The organism is Pseudomonas sihuiensis (assembly GCF_900106015.1).
GTDB lineage: Bacteria > Pseudomonadota > Gammaproteobacteria > Pseudomonadales > Pseudomonadaceae > Aquipseudomonas > Aquipseudomonas sihuiensis.
On the sequence record NZ_LT629797.1, the window covers coordinates 1,949,071 to 1,963,254 of the forward strand.

Consider the following 14,184-nt stretch of genomic DNA (forward strand, 5'->3'; position numbering starts at 1 on the left):
TGCCGTAAGGTTTAGTGCTTTTACCCTAGCCCAGCGTTGCCGCCTTGGCAACAGTTTTACCATTTTTCGGCATTTTCCCGGTTTTCCCAGGCTTTGGCCCAAAACTCACTCCAGGCCTGATGCAGAGCCGTGTTTATAAACGCCCAAACAGCCCCGGAAAGGGCCAGAGGCAGCCCGACGCGTACAACGGCAGCCCCCAAACGCCTCTAGGGGCCTTCCTGGCGCGTTTTGGCGTTATGCGGAATTTGGCATCAGATAACGGGTGGCGATGCCGGCGATCGCGTAGTTGTCGTCATCGCTGATACCCAGCCAGGGGCGCGCCGGGATCTGGATGGTGTAGGCACCAATGGTGACCCACTGGGCGAAGTTGGATTTGCGCTTGCTGACGAACTGGTTGCCCACGTCGCCCGTCTTGCCGTCCTGGCGGAAGTAGGCCTGCTGGCTGCGGGCGGCGATATCGATACTGCCGCCGAAGTGCATCATGGCGCCATAGATGCGGTTGGTGCCAAACAGCAGCTCGTTGTTGTTCACCTGGTAACGCAGGGTGTTCTTCAGGAAGCCATCAAGCACCAGGATCTTGTCGCGGTTCTTCTTCTTGCGCTTGAGGTAGGCCGGCGACAGCGCCTGCCAGGGCGTGCCGTCTGGCGAGGCCTGGCTGGCGAAGCGCTGGTCGTGGGCGATCAGCAGGTACTCGCCGATATCGCGCAGCATCGGCGCCGGGTCGGCCAGCGCGGCGGCAGCCTCATTGACCACCGCCAGTGCGGCAACCGCATCGAACTCAAGCGTAGCGCCGGCCATGGTCAGTCCTCGCGCCGGTACAGGCGCACGCCCTGGCGCAGCAGCTGGGCCACGCCCTCGCGGTCGGCCTCGATATCCCAGTTCCAGGCGTTGCCGGCCAGCTCGATGACCACCAGCTGCGTCAGCTGCTGGCCCAGGTTGAAGCGGCCGAGGTAGCGGCGCAGCACCTGGGATTTGCGCAGCGGTTCGGAGTACTCCAGGCGCGTCCAGATTTCGTCTGGCTGTAACAGCGTTTCCGCCAGCAGCGGCAGCAGCTCGCCCTGGCTCTGCACGGCCGGGGCGCCGCTGGGCTGCTGGAACATGCTCGGGCCAACAGCGATGCGCTCGCCCAGGACGTCGGTGAGCAGCTCGGCGGCATCGAGCTGGGCGCCGAAGGCATCGAGCGCGCGGCGGGCATATTCGGCATCGCTCATGCCTGCAGGCGGCAGGGTCTCGGGGTCGATCACACGCGGTACCGGCAGCGCATCCGGCGCACGGCGGTTGGGCAGGCCAGGCGCGGCAGACGGGATCAGCTCCTCACCCGGGCGCGGTACCGGCACCTGGCTTTCCAGCCGCGACTGGCCGGGAATGTGCTCGAAGCCAGGGTCGATGCCCACAGGCACCTCGACGGTGCGCGGGCCTTGCGGGCTGCGCTGGCCGATGGTGCGCTGCTCGAAGACGATCGGCGGCGCCGTGTCCGGCCCGGTCTTGCCCATGCGCACCAGGTCGTCATCGCTCAGCGCCCGCACGCTGCATTGGCAGCCCCAGGCGTTGATCGGGAAGTGGTACTGCCACCACGGGTCATCCCAGCGCAGCACCATGCCGTTCCAGGCTTCGTGCTCCTCTCGCGGGTACTCGACCGCGTCGCTGTGCAGGTACTGCCAGTAAGGGCGCTCCTCGCGCACGGCCAGCAGCTGCTCATAGCGGCCAGCCATGTAGCTGCTGCGCATGTTGGTTTCGTAGATCACCCGCGAGCGCCAGTTGCGGCCGCCGTTGTAGCTCCAGCCGTACTTGGCCACGATGCGGTCGAAGTCCTGGCGGAACGCCTCCAGAGTTGTGCCGCCCTCGATCGCCCGCTGCACCGCCTGGTGGAAGTCCGCCACCAGGTCGTTGCGGTTGGCACCGGCCACCACGAACGCATAGTCGTTCTCGCGGCCGTAGACGTCCGTCCAGCCGTTGGTGGGCAGGTTCAGCTTGCGGCGCAGGAACTCGTTCTGCTCGCGGAACGGCAGCGACGTGGCGCTAACGGCCATTGGCGGCCTCCTGGACGATGTCCAGGCGCCCCTGCAGGGCGGCAGCGGCCAGCGCCTGCGCCATGGCCTCGGCGTACTGCTCCAGGGTCATGTCCGGCAGCAGCTCGGCCAGGCCATCGCGGATCTGCTCCAGGCTCTCGGCCTGCTCGACGAGCTGGCGAATGCGCACGATCCACTGGCCGGTGATGGGCTGCAGGTCATCGTCCAGGCGCTGGGCTGCGGTGGTGGCCGGCTTCTGTGCGGTAGCTGCCGCACGCACTGCCGGCGGTTCGGGTGGCGTCGGCGCCGATGGCTCGGCCTGCAACTGCAGCACATCCTCGCCCTCGACCGGCTCGGGGATGGCCACCTTCTCCTGAGCCCACTGGCGGCCGATCCTGAAGCCCATCCCGACCAGCTTTGGTAGGGACTCGGCATAGGCCTTCAGATCCTCCGGTTCCTGGGTGGGGAACACCAGGCGCGGGCAGCGCTTCCAGTTGTCGGCCAGGCCGTTGAGCACGGCGATCGGGTACACCAGGTCACGGCTGATCGTAGCGGCCAGCTGCTTGGCGTCGGAGTCGCGCAGGTCGAGGCGCACCTCGTTGTGCACGTTGCCCAAGGCGTTGGTGTTGGTGCCATCGCCGGTGCCGCTGGTGAGCGTGCCGCCCAGGATGGCCTTGCTCTGGGTGCGCTCGCACCAGTCGATCATCAGCTTGAACGCAGCCGGGTCACCCTCGGCGGCGTTGAGGAAGTCCATCTCCATGCCGATCGGGATGATGCCTGCCGCACTGTGGCCGAGCTGGGCCAGGGCACGCAGCAGGGTCAGTTTCTCCTTCTCGGTGGCGCCGCCTGGGTATTTGCCCACGCGCATGGGGATGCCGTAGATCTCCAGGAACTCAGCCAGGTCGCCGACGCTGTAGTTCTTGAACAGGTACGGCCACACCAGCACGCGGAACAGCGCACTGCGCTCCAGGTAGCCGCTCTTGGACTTATGCACGTGGGTGATCCAGCCAAACGGCTGCAGCGCCTCACCACCCATCGAGCCGCGTAGGCGGATCTCCTGGCGGCGCTCGCCACGGGTGAGCTGGAACCAGGTCTGCGGCCGGTGATCGATCGCGCGCGGCAGCCAGTCACCGTCTACGCGGTGCCAGCCGTCGAACTCCAGGCAGGCAAAGCCTTTGCCGATGGCGTCGGTCACGTCGAACAGCATCAGCTCAAAGTCATCCAGCCCGGCCAACAGCGACTGCAGGGCAGCGGCGGCTTCCTTCTCCTTGGCCGTGGGGTTGTCCGGCGGCACGATCTGCCATTCGAGCTGGGCGACGGCACGGCGCCGCTTGTCCATCTCGGCGAACACGTGGCCGTCCTTCTCTTCGATGTCCTCGAACAGCTCGTACTGGGCGATCACGTCGCCTTGTTCGGCCTGATCGAGGATCTGCGCCAGCTTGCTCGGCGTCAGGCCGCGCGAGGGGTGGTTGCCCACTTCGTGGTGCAGGCTGGTGATGTGGGCGGTCTGCGGCTCGCGGATCTCGGCCAGGCGGATCGGCTGGCCGTCTGGGCCCAGGATGCGGGATGTGGTCACCATGCTGAAGGTTCCGGGAGAGTGAGGTCGGAGTCGTTGTCGTCGACGTTATCGAAGCCACGGCTGTGGCGCGGCAGTGCGGTGAACTCGATGGCGCCGCCTTCCATAAAGCTGGCCCGCACCGCCATGGCCAGCGATACGGCGCTGTCGCCGTGGCGCTTGGCCTTGCTGTCCTGCGCCTGCAGATCCTTGGTGCGGCCTTTCTCGATCACCGGCACACCCTTTTCCACCTTGATCGACAGCAGGTCGTCGAGGCGGGTCTGGTGGCGGGCGATCTGCAGGTTGAAGGCCTCCAGCTCGCCCTTGAGTTTGGGCATCCACAGCGCATACCAGGCCAGGCTGAGTTGCACCTGGTCGACCAGGCCGGCGCCGTAGCGCAGCGCCGCCTGCTCGGCCAGGTACCCGCCGTTGCCGGTGGCATCGAACGCCAGGCCACTCAGGCGTGGCAGGCGATCGCAGATGAAGAACATCACCTGGCGCTGCGCCTCGTAGGTGAGGTTGCGCAGCTCGGCCTCGAAGGGCACGCGCTTGCGCAGCAACGGGTCAATCTGTAGCGGCGTGAATACAGTGAGGTCGCCACGGCGGGCGAAGTCTTCACCGAAGGTATGGCGGTTGCGCGCGTTCAGGCGCGCCAGCTCGGGCGCAAGGTTCTCCTCGCACCATGCGCGGATCTCAGCCTCGCGCATCTCAGGCGTCCACTGCTCGAAGCCTTCGGGCGCCTCATAGCGGTAGATACGGATCGAGTGGTCATTGACCATGGCCTGTTCGATGAGCACCCGGCTCAGGTAGGTGCCGCCTGATTTCTTCGGTACGCAGCCGTACTCTTCCTCGGCTGACTCGACGTTGGGGGCGTTCTTGTAGAGCTTGTCGCGCCATTGCTTCTCGGCTTCGGGCGACCACTCCTGGTTGGTGACGTAGCAGATGCGCTTGTAGAGCCCCTGGGCGAGGGCGTCGTCCAGGGTGATGCGATGGATCGAATAATCCTTGCGGCCTTCGCGGGCGTCCTGGATGTAGCTGTTGAAGGCGTTGTCGACGCCGTTGTGGGTGCTGATCAGCCGCACCTTGTTGCCCCACATGGTCAGCGCCAGGGCGGCCTTGAGCAGCTCCTCAAGGGATTCATGGAACGCCGCCTCGTCGATCACCACATCGCCCTGCAGGCCGCGCAGGTTGCTCGGGCGCGAGCTGAGCGCCTGGATTTTGAAGCCGCTCTTCGGGAAGCGGATCATGTACGCCAGGATCTCCTCGCGGCGCCCATCATCCCAGAAGGTCTGCTCGTAGACGTCGGCCTGGGCCATCTCGTTGAACGCACGGGCGAACAGCGCGCAGGCGGCGATGTACTCCAGCGCCATCTCCTGTTTGCTGCCCACGTAGAAGGTATTGCACCCGCCACGGCGCCGCGGCTTGGCGGCGTTGATCACGTTGCGCCCGGCCTCGGCCCAGGTCAGGCCGGTACGGCGCGACTTCTCGGCGATCATGATCTGGCTGGTGTCGTCGAACCACCGCTGCTGGTACGGCAGGAATACGCCCTCGGCTTCCGGTACTGCATCGGCCATGTCCTGGGGCACGACTACGCCATGCAGCTCCAGCTCGGCGGCGAGATCGATCTTGCGCGGCTTGGTCAGCGCCTTGAGCGCTTTGGCTTCTGGCTCACTCACTGGGCTCTTCCTTCGGCTCGATGGCGGTGCAGCGGTAAACGGTTTTACCGACGTAGAAGGCGCCAAGGCGCTCGCACTCAGCGGCCACGGTGATATGGGCATGGCGCCAGCCCAGCAGCCAGCCGATCCAGAGCAGGCCGATAGCAGCCAAGAACTCCATCAGTTGGCCCTCCAGTAGCTGAGCCACACACGGTACTTCGCACACACCAGCTGTCGTACCGCCAGGTTGAACCAGGCGCGCCGTATTTCCTTGGCGATGACCTCGGCAACAAGGACTGGCAGGACGGAAATCAGCACCAGCCGCTTCATCAGGCTTTACCCATCAGTACGCGGCGGATGCGGTCTTCGAACTCTTCGCTCATACCGTCGCTGCCGCGCATCTCTTCCAGGCGCTGTTCCTGTTCCGCGATCAGCGCCTCACGGGCTTCACGGGCAATCGCAGCACGCTCCTCGCGACTGGCTTTACTGGCCTGCAGCACGTCCTTCGCGGCGCGGGCGAGCTTGCGCACGTCGTCAATGGTGGTTTCGTCGTCGATCTGCGCGCCCAGGGCGGCGTGCGTGGTCAGCGTCTGGATCGACTGCACCATCAACGCGCCGGCCTTGTCGTTGGGGTTCTCGCCCAGCTCCTCGACCAACAGGCTGGCCATGGCCTGCTGCTCACGCAGCCGCTTGGCCATCTCGTCGAAGCTGACCTTGTAGCGGCCGATCGCCGAACGGCTGGGCTTGTCCGCGCTGGGGAAGTGCTCGTGCAGATCCTCGATCAGCTCGTCCAGGGTGAGGCGCCGCTCGCGCAGGCGCTTCTCGATGTGGGTGCGGACTGCCGGCTCTAGCCGGTCGATGCTCGACTTGCGGCCCATGGTCAGGGCCTCGGCTTGCTGACGCCCGGTACCAAGGCGCGGCCAGCAGCCACGTCGCCACCGCGCTCGGTCAGGGTTACGACCAGGACGGAGCCGATATCGTCGATCGACACCAGCCCCTGTTCGCCGAGCCAGGTCAGGTCTCCCTTCACCTGGTCGCGGCTCGGGTGGTGCCCAAACTGGCCCAGCAGGTTGGCGATCACCGAAGAGTTGGAGCGGAACTGCGGCAGCTCAGAGAGGATGCGCAGCATCACCAGGCGCTGATCCTGGCGCAGGTAGTCAGAAAATGGCGTAGTCATTGCGGCCTCGCGTTCAACAGGTAGTCATTGATTCGGTCGACCGATCTGGCCAAAGGGGCCAGTTCTCGGGCCACCCCCGCAAGCTCGGCTTTGATCGCCTTCATATCGCCGGCCAGATCGGCCAGCTGCTTGCCATCAGGTAGATGATCCATGCGCTGCTCAAGCACCAGGATGCGGTTGTCGTGGTCGCGTAGGCGCCCGGCCAACTCCTCGGCCTCGGCCCGCGAACTGGCGCGGCGCGCTGCGGTAATCGAGAACACCCCGACAATCAGGGTGAAAAGGAACTGGCCAAGCCGCAGGGCGAAGTCCATATCCATCTAGCGTTTCTCCTGCAGGTAATTCACCAGGTCCACCAGCCGGCCAGCGCACTCGCCGTACTGGTCATAAAGCTCCTTGAGCGCCACCACGGCGGCATCGGCGCTGTTATCGTGCGGTTCAACGGGCGGCGGGCATTGACGTGCGTACTCCGCCGGCAGCGGCCTCGGCGGCTCGACGACGCGCGTCGTCGAGCTGCTGCATGACGCCAGCGTCGAACACACAGCCAGCACGCTGAGGCGCAGTAGTAGCGAGCGCATGGCGGATCTCCTTGGTGGTCTGTGCGTCCGCCTGCCGGCGTGCGCTGATGGTCTTGCCCAGCTCCTGGCTGGCGGCATTGGCGTCGGCGATCAACCCCTTGGTGCTGTCGATCACACCCTCCAGGGCATCGAGCTGGGCCTGCTGGCACGCCTCGGCTGCAGCTGCTTTGCCCTCGGCGTAGCCCAGGTCATAGGCCGTGCTTGACCCAAGCAGCCAGCTCACTGCCAGCGCTATACACAGCACGACGAGAGCGCAGATGCCGATGACGATTCGGTTGATCATCTCCGCCCCTTACGCCTGAACTTGCGCGGCAGCCGCGGCGCGTGGCGCTCGCGGGGCGGCGGCGATGCGAACAGCTCGGCGGCAGCCAACCAGTTCCGGGAGCAGGCGGCAGGCGAACTGCTGGTCAACGTGGCGAGCAGAAACAGCGTCGGAATCTTCATGGCGGCTATACCTGTCGGCGCACACGCCAGGCCCCCAGCCGGCAGCCGCATACATGGGCTCCCAGCGCAGCAGGATGGCGCGCGGGTAATGGCGGTTCTCGCGGAAGTTGGCAGCCGAGCGGCCAGCGTTGTGCCGCTCGACGGAATCGAACCAGGCCAGCGGATCGGCGCCCTTTGCCGATGCCAGCCTGCGGTCACGATTCACCCAGCCATTGCCGCCGTTGTATCCGGCCAGCACGAAGGCCCAGCGGTCACACTCGCTCACGGCCTGGTTTCGTTCGTAGAGCCAGCGGTCGAACGCCACCATCGCCCGCAGTGCCCAGCCTGGGTTGTACGGCTGCGCCGGGCCCAGGCTGCGCGGGTAGATCTCGGCCATCCAGTCCGCCGTAGCCGGCATGAACTGCGCCAGGCCCTCGGCGCCCACAGGCGACCGGGCATTCACGCGCCAGGCGCTCTCCTGGTGAACCTGGGCGGCAAAGGTCGCCACAGGCGCACCCAGGCCCCATTCGGCATGCGCAGCGCGCACCAGGGTGCGGCGGTGCTGCTCGGCAGCGGTCGGGATGCTCGCAGCGTCGGCGCTGGGCACGATGAACAGGCCCACTGCGAACATCAGCAGGATCAGCGGCCACAGGAACAGGCGCGGCTCGATCATCCAGATAATGGCGAGATCGTTGCCGGCCTCGGCCAGCCAACGCTTGAGGCGGTTCACGACTACAGCCCCAGCGTCATGCCGAGCACACACGCAAGCACGATCAGTGCACGGCGCAGCCAGGCCCCAACGATATGGATGCCACCGATGCACTGATGCGGGCGTGCTTCATCCAGGAACACCGCTCGGTCGATGTAGTAACCCAGCACGGCGCCGATGGTGATCAGGCTGGCCTTGTACAGCACCACCTGCAGCTGCTCGGGCCGCACGTACCAGATGGCCAGCAGCAGCAGGATGGAGATAACAGCGAATACGGTCATGCGCGGCAGGAAGCGGCGCTTGGGCTTGTTCTGGCAGGTGGCCATGGGTTGCGCTCCGAGGTTGGCCAATCCCTGGCCGTTGCTGTGCTAATAAGTGCCGGTCTTAAACGGCAGAGATCACAGCTTCGCCTCGCGCGCGCGCGGAGTAATTTGGACGCGGCAAAAATACATTGCCCAGGCAAGGGCGCAGGATCGGCAGCCGAAACCAGCAGAGGGCAACCGATATGCAGACGACCGACGCCGACCGCCTGGCGATACTTCGCCAGATCATCGACTACAGCATTGAGAACGGTGAAAGCCTGGCCGACTTCAAGGCCCGCGCAGAAGCAGTACTGCGCGAGCCGGGACAGGCTGCTAAGCGTGATCTGGACATAGAGCAACTGCTCGCATCAATCGAAGCGAACCCAGGTGCCTTTCGCCAAGCCCTGAGTATTCATTCGCCCGCGCAAAATGAGCAGCGCATGATTGAGTACTTCGAGCGCGCCAACCGTGAAGCGCCCGCGCGACGGGCCGAAGTCGAGCGCGCAGCCCAGCAGCGGCTCAGTCAGGCTTCTTTCCAGGAATCAGCCGAGGCGTCCAGCGGGGCGGCGGGGTCGGCTGCTGCCCCTTCACAACCTCGAGCATCCGCGAAAGGGGGATTTGCGTGCCAACCCGCAAATCGTCCCTGGCTAGCGCGGCTTCAAGCCTGGCTTGCAGGCCTGCGCGATCAAGCGCGCCGGTATGTAAAAGGCTCATAGTCAGGTACTCCTGGGCCTGCATCACCCCTTCGAACATGGTGAACAGCAGGTCCAGGTCACCTTCGCCGTAGTCGCTCATGTGCCCTCATGGCTCTCGGTGGTATTTGGCTTTGTACTTGTCACGCAGCATGGTGCAGGTCCCGGCGACAATTGGGTTGCCTGGAAACTTCTTCATATCCTGCAGACATAGCTCATAGGCCATTTGATCCTGGCGCTGCTCCTTGGTGGTAACCGTGCTGTACCAAACAAACCCAGCCAACAGAATCAGGATCGTCCAGAGCCACGCGTAGCTCTTTGGCTCACCCCGCACCTTGGCACCGCAACCAGGGCAAACCTTGGCCTGGTCAGAGATTTCCCGCTTGCACTCATGGCATTCGATCAGCGCCATTGGTAACCCTCCTTGATGGCCATGCAGGCCTAGTCATCATTCGACGCCTTGGCGTCCCTTCTTCTTCGCACTGTCCCTGTGCGCCAGAGCACTCGCTGTGCTCTCCATGGCTCGTCGTCCTTCTTCGTCCGAGCCTCGGTAGTTTTCCAGTAGCGCCTTCTCGCGCCGGTTCAACCGGTATTCACCCAGCGGCTCAGCCGCCACGGAATGCGTGACTGGATTTGTGTTTTCGGTCATATCGGTCGCCGTCGACCGATATGACTGATCAGTCATTTTTTGATCACCATGCCCGGTAAGTAAAAAGAGAACGTCACCACCAAGCGCAGTAAATGCAGCCAGATAGGCGGCATCAGGCTGCCGCTCACCTTTCTCATAGTTCCGCTGCGAACGCATGGTCACACCGCATTTCTCGGCCATCTCTTGCTGGCCAAGCCCTAGGCGTTCCCTTTCTGCGCGCAAGCGCTCTCCAAAAAGAGGCACGAATATTCCTCTTTGCGCATTGACAGGGGAACATTCGTTCCCCATTATTAACCACACACCACAGCGCAACACCTCGCTTAGCCACGAAGGAAGCCGCCATGAACCCCAAGCCGAACACCTACAACCTACATATCGAATTCTCCAGCGATCTGCCCTTGACCTTTGTCGTTGGTGCGTTCAAGGCCGTGCTCGATGCCATGCGCCTGCTGTTCCCAACTACCCGCGTCACCGTTGACCCAGCCGGTGTTGGCCAGGCTTTTGCCGAGCAGCTCGACGCATACGTAGCCGAGCGCACCGCGTGCCATATCCCGCAGGGCTTTGCAGCGCAACTTGCCGCACGGGACGCGCAAATCCTGCAAGCCTTCAATGGCACCAACCAGGCCGAACTGGCCGAGCGCTTCGGCACTACTCCAAACGCCATCTACCAACTCATTCGTCGTGCTGAATATCAGCACCTGCGAGCCGCAACCCAGGCGGTGCTGAGTCAAGCCTGGGGAAGCCCCGTTGAAGCGCTTTGGGCAGGTCGCTTGGCCACACTGGGCGGCCAGCTAGGCAACTCAACTGCATCGCTAGCTGTTCGAACGGCCATAGCTGCGGGGCTTCCGGATCACGCTCCAGCTGTGCTCGTTGTTCTGCCTCCAGGGCATCCAGCAAGCGTTCTGCCGACCAACCCGGGCTCGCCTTCAACTGCGCCAGCAGAAACCCCACCAGGCACTCAAGGCCATGCAGGTGAGCCGCCTGCTCCTGATGCCGCTCCCTGATCGCGCCCAGCAATGGTTCCAACTGATCCATCAGCGCCGCTCCTTGCTCGAAAACCGCAATTTACCACACGAGGCCAAGCATGAAAGGCAACCCAACCACCACCAGCGCGGCCCCGCTGCCGTACCCACAAACGCCGGAAAGCGCCAACGCCTGGTTCGTGACGCACGGCATCAACAAATCCGCCTGGGCGCGTGAGCTGGGTATCGACCGCATGACCATGGTCGACCTGCTGCGCGGCCGGCTCAAAGGCCTGCGCGGCGACGCTCACCACGCCGCCGTGGCCCTGGGCCTGAAAGCCAACCCAACCCAAACCCACCAAGCCGCTTGAGGGTTACCGCCATGCACGTAGAACACATCGACCTGATCCCCCACCCGATGGACGCCTGGCGCGCCGCGCTGAACGCCCTGATCGCCTGTGCACCTGGCGACGGCCCAGCCATTGCCGCGCACCTGGCAGAAGCCCAAGAGCAGGCTTTGGTCATCGTTGATCGCACCCTGGCCACGCCCGGTACCGCCAAGCTGGTTGACCGCCTGATGCTGATCGGCGCAGGGCGGCTGGTGGGGGATCGCCTCACCAGCCGAGATGTACGCCCCCTCAGTATCGTCGAGGCTGCCGTCAGGCTTCGTCAGCTGAAGGGTCTGGATGCCGCTCTAGACCCGTTTATTGGTGTTGATTACTCCCGTGCTGGGCGCTGCGCTCGTCTGGCGCATGCCATGGGGCTTTCCGTGCAATCGGTTTACCAGCGTTTGCAGGATGAAGCCGAGGCCAAAAACCTTGACGAAGCCGAGGCACTCAATCGCCTTGAGGCCCTGCATCTGCCAGGTGCTGATCAGTGATCAGTGTCGCCCAGGCCTCCAGCTCTATGAGCAGCAACCGGCCTGCGCCGGGCTCTGCCGCAATGGACGTAGGGCTGTCTCTGCGGGTTCGGCACTCCTCGGCCAGTACATGCGAATCGATTATCCCGTGCCGCATGCAAGCCACCAGCAAGTGTTGGATCACACAGCTCTGTGCCTCTACCTGGGCGCGTAACTGCTTGATGTCGTCAGCCATGGCCACTGTTCTCCCGTGTTGGTGAATGCCACCAACAGACTGGCCCTTGGGTAACGACATTGCCAAGGGCGAAACAGAGTTTTTGATTGGAAGCCGCCGCAAGCGGCCCCAAGGAGCCCCATCCAATGACCCGCCGCAATTGGAAACACTGGGTACCGCGCTCGCCCGCCGAGGCTATGAGCGGCTGCGCCGAGCATGCATTGCAGCGCCATAACCGCGGGATCGAGCGGCTGGCCACAGACCATCTGTGCCAGAACAACGCCAGCTCGCTCTACAAGTGGATGGGCAATGGCCGCCTGCCGCTGACCATGGTGCTGCCACTGGAGAAAGCCTGCGGCCTGCCGCTGATCACCCGTTACCTGGCCGCCGCCCACGGCAAGCTCCTGGTCGACATCCCGGTCGGCAAGGCCTGCAACGCCAGCGACCTGCAGCAGCTGCAGGGCGTGCTGCACAACACCACCGGCGCGTTGATGGCCTTCTACGACGGCAAGCAAACCGCCGAGCAAACGCTGGACGCCATCCGCGCCGGCCTCGAATCCCTCGCCTGGCACCACGGCAACGTCGCCCAGGCGCAAACCCCTCAACTCGACTTTGGAGTGGCTGACGATGAATAAGGCCATCGATATCCGCGCGCTGCTGCGTCGCCTGGACGAACAAGCCCTGGAGCAGCTTTGCCAGGAGGTTACACGCCTGGACGAAGAGAACGCCCGCCTGCGTGCCGAGCTGGCCCGCATGGAGGAGTGCGCCGAAGGCTGGCGTGACGAGGCCATGAGCCTGCACGAGCAATTGGCGACCGCCGTAGGTGGCCAACCCGGCATCAACCAATCCGGCGCCCTGGTCGTCGTCCCGATGGAGCGCTGCGCATGAGCACCAAACGCACCAGCGACAGCGCCCTGCGCGTGCTGCGCGTACTCAACGCGCTGCGTGGCCACACCCTCACCGGCCTGAGCAACACCGAGCTGGCCAAGGGCTTGGGCGAGAGCCCGGCCAACATCACCCGCTACATGGACACCCTGATCGAGGCCGGCTTCGCCACGCGGCTCGACACCGGCCGCTTCGCACCGAGCATCGCGTTTCTGAAGTACGCCATGGCCACCGCTGAAGAGCTGCAGCGCGGCCAAGCACGTATCACCGAGATCCAGGCGCGCATCAGCGCCCATTAACCAAGGAGCACGCTATGAACTACCTGAAACTGGCCCAGCACCTGCTACGCGGCGGCGACCGCCACAGCAGCATCTATATCGAGGGCCTCTGTGCGGCACTCAAGCTGCGCATCGAGGGCGAACCCACCACCGTCAACTACCCGCAGGGGAGCCTTGAGTTCGACGCCTACTACTACGGCTGCCGCCGTGGCGCCGACGAGTTCCGCAATGCCCTGGTCGAGGCCAACGGCAACCGCACCGAGGCTATCGCGCGTCTGCAGCAACTGGCTGGTGATGAGCGGAGGGCTGCCTGATGCCACGCAAACCCAACACCACCATCGAGCTGGCCGAAGACGACCTGCAGCAAGGCCAGGCCTTGCTGACACAGCAGCACCAGGTGGCCACGCTCAGCGCCGAACATGAAGCCAAGGTGCGCGCCGTGGCGGCGCAAATTGGCTACCAACTGCCCGCCGACTGCACCGACCCGGACCTGATCCAGCGCGACATCGCCGCCAATATGCGCCGCAGCGTCGAGGCCTGCCTCGAAGTCGGGCGTGGCATACGAGTGCTCAGAGAGGCATGTGGCCATGGCGAATTCATTGAGCGTCTAGATGCCTTGGGCATTGACGATGGCGTGGCGCGCAAGTTCATGCGCTCGGTTACCCGCTTCGCCAGCCTCGGCAGCGACTCCGCCCTGACCAGGGCCCTGGGCAACCAGTCCAAGCTCTTCGAAATGCTCGTCCTGGACGACGAAGAGATCCAGGAGCTGGAACTCACTGGCCAGACCGGCGAGCTGAGCCTCGACGACGTCGCCACCATGTCCGTCAAGGAACTGCGCAAAGCCCTGCGTGAAACCCGCGAGGACAAGAAGGCCCTGGCCCAGGTCAACGCCGACAAGAACGCCAAGATCGACGAGCTGTCCGCCGCCCTGGCCAAGAAGCCCAAGGTCATCGTGGTGCAGCCCGTCGAGGAGGCCAAGCAGCTGCGCCAGGAGGTGGTGGCCACCGCCTACGAGGTGGAGAGCACCCTGCAGGGCACCCTGCGCAAGGCCTTCTCCGACCTGGAGCAACTGGCCCAGCAGACCGGCGAGGATCACCGCAGCTTTACCGCCGCCCTGGTGCGCAACCTGGAGGTGACGCTGATGGCCATTCGCAGCGAGTTCCACCTGCCCGAGCTGCACCCGGATCAACTGCCCGGCTGGCAGACCCTGCTCGGCCTCGATGACCTGCCCGAGGCCTGA

At 64.5% G+C, this 14,184-nt stretch carries 23 protein-coding genes and 1 pseudogene; 9 read left to right on the plus strand and 15 right to left on the minus strand.

Going from position 1 to position 14,184, the window contains the following annotated elements; all coding sequences use genetic code 11:
• Positions 1 to 234 precede the first annotated feature (234 nt).
• From BLT86_RS09215 to BLT86_RS09260, 13 genes and pseudogenes are all read right to left on the minus strand, one after another.
• Positions 235 to 798, minus strand: a complete 564-nt coding sequence (locus BLT86_RS09215) for a phage virion morphogenesis protein (RefSeq protein WP_092376249.1) — start codon at positions 796 to 798, stop codon at positions 235 to 237.
• A 2-nt stretch (positions 799 to 800) separates the two neighbouring features.
• The gene (locus BLT86_RS09220) at positions 801 to 2,030 is read right to left on the minus strand and encodes a PBECR2 nuclease fold domain-containing protein (RefSeq protein ID WP_092376252.1); all 1,230 of its coding nucleotides are present in this window, start codon (positions 2,028 to 2,030) and stop codon (positions 801 to 803) included.
• Complete coding sequence (locus tag BLT86_RS09225) at positions 2,020 to 3,588, minus strand: DUF935 domain-containing protein (RefSeq protein WP_092376255.1); 1,569 nt, start codon at positions 3,586 to 3,588, stop codon at positions 2,020 to 2,022. Before BLT86_RS09225 ends, BLT86_RS09220 begins: the two co-directional genes overlap by 11 nt.
• A complete protein-coding gene (locus BLT86_RS09230) occupies positions 3,582 to 5,240 on the minus strand; it encodes a hypothetical protein (protein WP_092376258.1) in 1,659 nt (552 codons plus the stop codon). Before BLT86_RS09230 ends, BLT86_RS09225 begins: the two co-directional genes overlap by 7 nt.
• Positions 5,233 to 5,400 (minus strand): hypothetical protein, encoded by a 168-nt coding sequence (locus BLT86_RS25920; RefSeq protein ID WP_167377317.1) that lies wholly within the window; start codon positions 5,398 to 5,400, stop codon positions 5,233 to 5,235. Before BLT86_RS25920 ends, BLT86_RS09230 begins: the two co-directional genes overlap by 8 nt.
• A complete protein-coding gene (locus BLT86_RS25745) occupies positions 5,400 to 5,549 on the minus strand; it encodes a hypothetical protein (RefSeq protein ID WP_157719668.1) in 150 nt (49 codons plus the stop codon). Before BLT86_RS25745 ends, BLT86_RS25920 begins: the two co-directional genes overlap by 1 nt.
• A complete protein-coding gene (locus BLT86_RS09235) occupies positions 5,549 to 6,097 on the minus strand; it encodes a phage protein Gp27 family protein (RefSeq protein ID WP_092376261.1) in 549 nt (182 codons plus the stop codon). The genes BLT86_RS25745 and BLT86_RS09235 overlap by 1 nt, the downstream gene beginning before the upstream one ends.
• Before the next feature lie 2 nt (positions 6,098 to 6,099).
• Positions 6,100 to 6,396, minus strand: coding sequence for a VpaChn25_0724 family phage protein (locus BLT86_RS09240; protein WP_092376264.1), 297 nt, complete (start codon positions 6,394 to 6,396; stop codon positions 6,100 to 6,102).
• On the minus strand, positions 6,393 to 6,713 hold the full coding sequence (locus BLT86_RS09245) for a DUF2730 family protein (protein WP_092376266.1): 321 nt from the start codon (positions 6,711 to 6,713) through the stop codon (positions 6,393 to 6,395). Before BLT86_RS09245 ends, BLT86_RS09240 begins: the two co-directional genes overlap by 4 nt.
• Entirely contained in the window at positions 6,714 to 6,944 is a 231-nt protein-coding gene (gene lysC / locus BLT86_RS26555) for an Rz1-like lysis system protein LysC (RefSeq protein WP_456239052.1), read from the minus strand.
• Positions 6,832 to 7,254: a hypothetical protein gene (locus BLT86_RS09250; protein ID WP_092376269.1), complete on the minus strand. Its 423-nt coding sequence runs from the start codon at positions 7,252 to 7,254 to the stop codon at positions 6,832 to 6,834. The genes lysC and BLT86_RS09250 overlap by 113 nt, the downstream gene beginning before the upstream one ends.
• A gap of 168 nt (positions 7,255 to 7,422) precedes the next feature.
• Positions 7,423 to 8,025 (minus strand): annotated as a pseudogene (locus BLT86_RS09255) (transglycosylase SLT domain-containing protein); the annotation flags it as partial.
• Between the two features lie 101 nt (positions 8,026 to 8,126).
• Entirely contained in the window at positions 8,127 to 8,429 is a 303-nt protein-coding gene (locus tag BLT86_RS09260; RefSeq protein WP_231976567.1) for a putative holin, read from the minus strand.
• Between the two features lie 179 nt (positions 8,430 to 8,608).
• On the opposite strand from BLT86_RS09260, the gene BLT86_RS25750 reads away from it, so the two are divergent.
• Complete coding sequence (locus BLT86_RS25750; protein ID WP_157719645.1) at positions 8,609 to 9,121, plus strand: hypothetical protein; 513 nt, start codon at positions 8,609 to 8,611, stop codon at positions 9,119 to 9,121.
• Positions 9,122 to 9,206: 85 nt separating this feature from the next.
• On the opposite strand, the gene BLT86_RS09270 is transcribed toward BLT86_RS25750, so the two are convergent.
• Together BLT86_RS09270 and BLT86_RS09275 are read right to left on the minus strand one after the other, a co-directional pair.
• Entirely contained in the window at positions 9,207 to 9,509 is a 303-nt protein-coding gene (locus BLT86_RS09270) for a zinc ribbon domain-containing protein (protein ID WP_092374024.1), read from the minus strand.
• Between the two features lie 36 nt (positions 9,510 to 9,545).
• Complete coding sequence (locus BLT86_RS09275) at positions 9,546 to 9,989, minus strand: helix-turn-helix domain-containing protein (RefSeq protein ID WP_231976566.1); 444 nt, start codon at positions 9,987 to 9,989, stop codon at positions 9,546 to 9,548.
• A 98-nt stretch (positions 9,990 to 10,087) separates the two neighbouring features.
• Here BLT86_RS09275 and BLT86_RS09280 point away from each other — a divergent pair, with 98 nt between their 5' ends.
• The 8 genes from BLT86_RS09280 to BLT86_RS09315 all read left to right on the plus strand — a co-directional run bounded on the left by BLT86_RS09280 (position 10,088) and on the right by BLT86_RS09315 (position 14,184).
• Positions 10,088 to 10,750, plus strand: coding sequence for a Mor transcription activator family protein (locus BLT86_RS09280; protein WP_092374018.1), 663 nt, complete (start codon positions 10,088 to 10,090; stop codon positions 10,748 to 10,750).
• 80 nt (positions 10,751 to 10,830) lie between these two features.
• Complete coding sequence (locus tag BLT86_RS09285; protein WP_078458513.1) at positions 10,831 to 11,079, plus strand: helix-turn-helix domain-containing protein; 249 nt, start codon at positions 10,831 to 10,833, stop codon at positions 11,077 to 11,079.
• 11 nt (positions 11,080 to 11,090) lie between these two features.
• Entirely contained in the window at positions 11,091 to 11,588 is a 498-nt protein-coding gene (locus BLT86_RS09290; RefSeq protein WP_092374016.1) for a hypothetical protein, read from the plus strand.
• Positions 11,589 to 11,927: 339 nt separating this feature from the next.
• Positions 11,928 to 12,416, plus strand: coding sequence for a hypothetical protein (locus BLT86_RS09295; RefSeq protein WP_078458511.1), 489 nt, complete (start codon positions 11,928 to 11,930; stop codon positions 12,414 to 12,416).
• Positions 12,409 to 12,669: a hypothetical protein gene (locus BLT86_RS09300; protein WP_092374013.1), complete on the plus strand. Its 261-nt coding sequence runs from the start codon at positions 12,409 to 12,411 to the stop codon at positions 12,667 to 12,669. Before BLT86_RS09295 ends, BLT86_RS09300 begins: the two co-directional genes overlap by 8 nt.
• The gene (locus BLT86_RS09305; RefSeq protein ID WP_020306249.1) at positions 12,666 to 12,965 is read left to right on the plus strand and encodes a helix-turn-helix domain-containing protein; all 300 of its coding nucleotides are present in this window, start codon (positions 12,666 to 12,668) and stop codon (positions 12,963 to 12,965) included. The genes BLT86_RS09300 and BLT86_RS09305 overlap by 4 nt, the downstream gene beginning before the upstream one ends.
• Positions 12,966 to 12,979: 14 nt before the next feature.
• Positions 12,980 to 13,258: a hypothetical protein gene (locus tag BLT86_RS09310; RefSeq protein WP_092374010.1), complete on the plus strand. Its 279-nt coding sequence runs from the start codon at positions 12,980 to 12,982 to the stop codon at positions 13,256 to 13,258.
• Entirely contained in the window at positions 13,258 to 14,184 is a 927-nt protein-coding gene (locus tag BLT86_RS09315) for a hypothetical protein (RefSeq protein WP_092374007.1), read from the plus strand. The genes BLT86_RS09310 and BLT86_RS09315 overlap by 1 nt, the downstream gene beginning before the upstream one ends.

What these genes read in the sequence shown, in the direction of transcription:
- BLT86_RS09215 (WP_092376249.1), bottom strand. Translation starts at nt 798, where the DNA reads ATGGCCGGCGCTACGCTTGAGTTCGATGCGGTTGCCGCACTGGCGGTG.
- BLT86_RS09220 (WP_092376252.1), bottom strand. Translation starts at nt 2,030, where the DNA reads ATGGCCGTTAGCGCCACGTCGCTGCCGTTCCGCGAGCAGAACGAGTTC.
- BLT86_RS09225 (WP_092376255.1), bottom strand. Translation starts at nt 3,588, where the DNA reads ATGGTGACCACATCCCGCATCCTGGGCCCAGACGGCCAGCCGATCCGC.
- BLT86_RS25920 (WP_167377317.1), bottom strand. Translation starts at nt 5,400, where the DNA reads ATGGAGTTCTTGGCTGCTATCGGCCTGCTCTGGATCGGCTGGCTGCTG.
- BLT86_RS25745 (WP_157719668.1), bottom strand. Translation starts at nt 5,549, where the DNA reads ATGAAGCGGCTGGTGCTGATTTCCGTCCTGCCAGTCCTTGTTGCCGAG.
- BLT86_RS09235 (WP_092376261.1), bottom strand. Translation starts at nt 6,097, where the DNA reads ATGGGCCGCAAGTCGAGCATCGACCGGCTAGAGCCGGCAGTCCGCACC.
- BLT86_RS09240 (WP_092376264.1), bottom strand. Translation starts at nt 6,396, where the DNA reads ATGACTACGCCATTTTCTGACTACCTGCGCCAGGATCAGCGCCTGGTG.
- BLT86_RS09245 (WP_092376266.1), bottom strand. Translation starts at nt 6,713, where the DNA reads ATGGATATGGACTTCGCCCTGCGGCTTGGCCAGTTCCTTTTCACCCTG.
- BLT86_RS09250 (WP_092376269.1), bottom strand. Translation starts at nt 7,254, where the DNA reads ATGATCAACCGAATCGTCATCGGCATCTGCGCTCTCGTCGTGCTGTGT.
- BLT86_RS09260 (WP_231976567.1), bottom strand. Translation starts at nt 8,429, where the DNA reads ATGGCCACCTGCCAGAACAAGCCCAAGCGCCGCTTCCTGCCGCGCATG.
- BLT86_RS25750 (WP_157719645.1), top strand. Translation starts at nt 8,609, where the DNA reads ATGCAGACGACCGACGCCGACCGCCTGGCGATACTTCGCCAGATCATC.
- BLT86_RS09270 (WP_092374024.1), bottom strand. Translation starts at nt 9,509, where the DNA reads ATGGCGCTGATCGAATGCCATGAGTGCAAGCGGGAAATCTCTGACCAG.
- BLT86_RS09280 (WP_092374018.1), top strand. Translation starts at nt 10,088, where the DNA reads ATGAACCCCAAGCCGAACACCTACAACCTACATATCGAATTCTCCAGC.
- BLT86_RS09285 (WP_078458513.1), top strand. Translation starts at nt 10,831, where the DNA reads ATGAAAGGCAACCCAACCACCACCAGCGCGGCCCCGCTGCCGTACCCA.
- BLT86_RS09290 (WP_092374016.1), top strand. Translation starts at nt 11,091, where the DNA reads ATGCACGTAGAACACATCGACCTGATCCCCCACCCGATGGACGCCTGG.
- BLT86_RS09295 (WP_078458511.1), top strand. Translation starts at nt 11,928, where the DNA reads ATGACCCGCCGCAATTGGAAACACTGGGTACCGCGCTCGCCCGCCGAG.
- BLT86_RS09300 (WP_092374013.1), top strand. Translation starts at nt 12,409, where the DNA reads ATGAATAAGGCCATCGATATCCGCGCGCTGCTGCGTCGCCTGGACGAA.
- BLT86_RS09305 (WP_020306249.1), top strand. Translation starts at nt 12,666, where the DNA reads ATGAGCACCAAACGCACCAGCGACAGCGCCCTGCGCGTGCTGCGCGTA.
- BLT86_RS09310 (WP_092374010.1), top strand. Translation starts at nt 12,980, where the DNA reads ATGAACTACCTGAAACTGGCCCAGCACCTGCTACGCGGCGGCGACCGC.
- BLT86_RS09315 (WP_092374007.1), top strand. Translation starts at nt 13,258, where the DNA reads ATGCCACGCAAACCCAACACCACCATCGAGCTGGCCGAAGACGACCTG.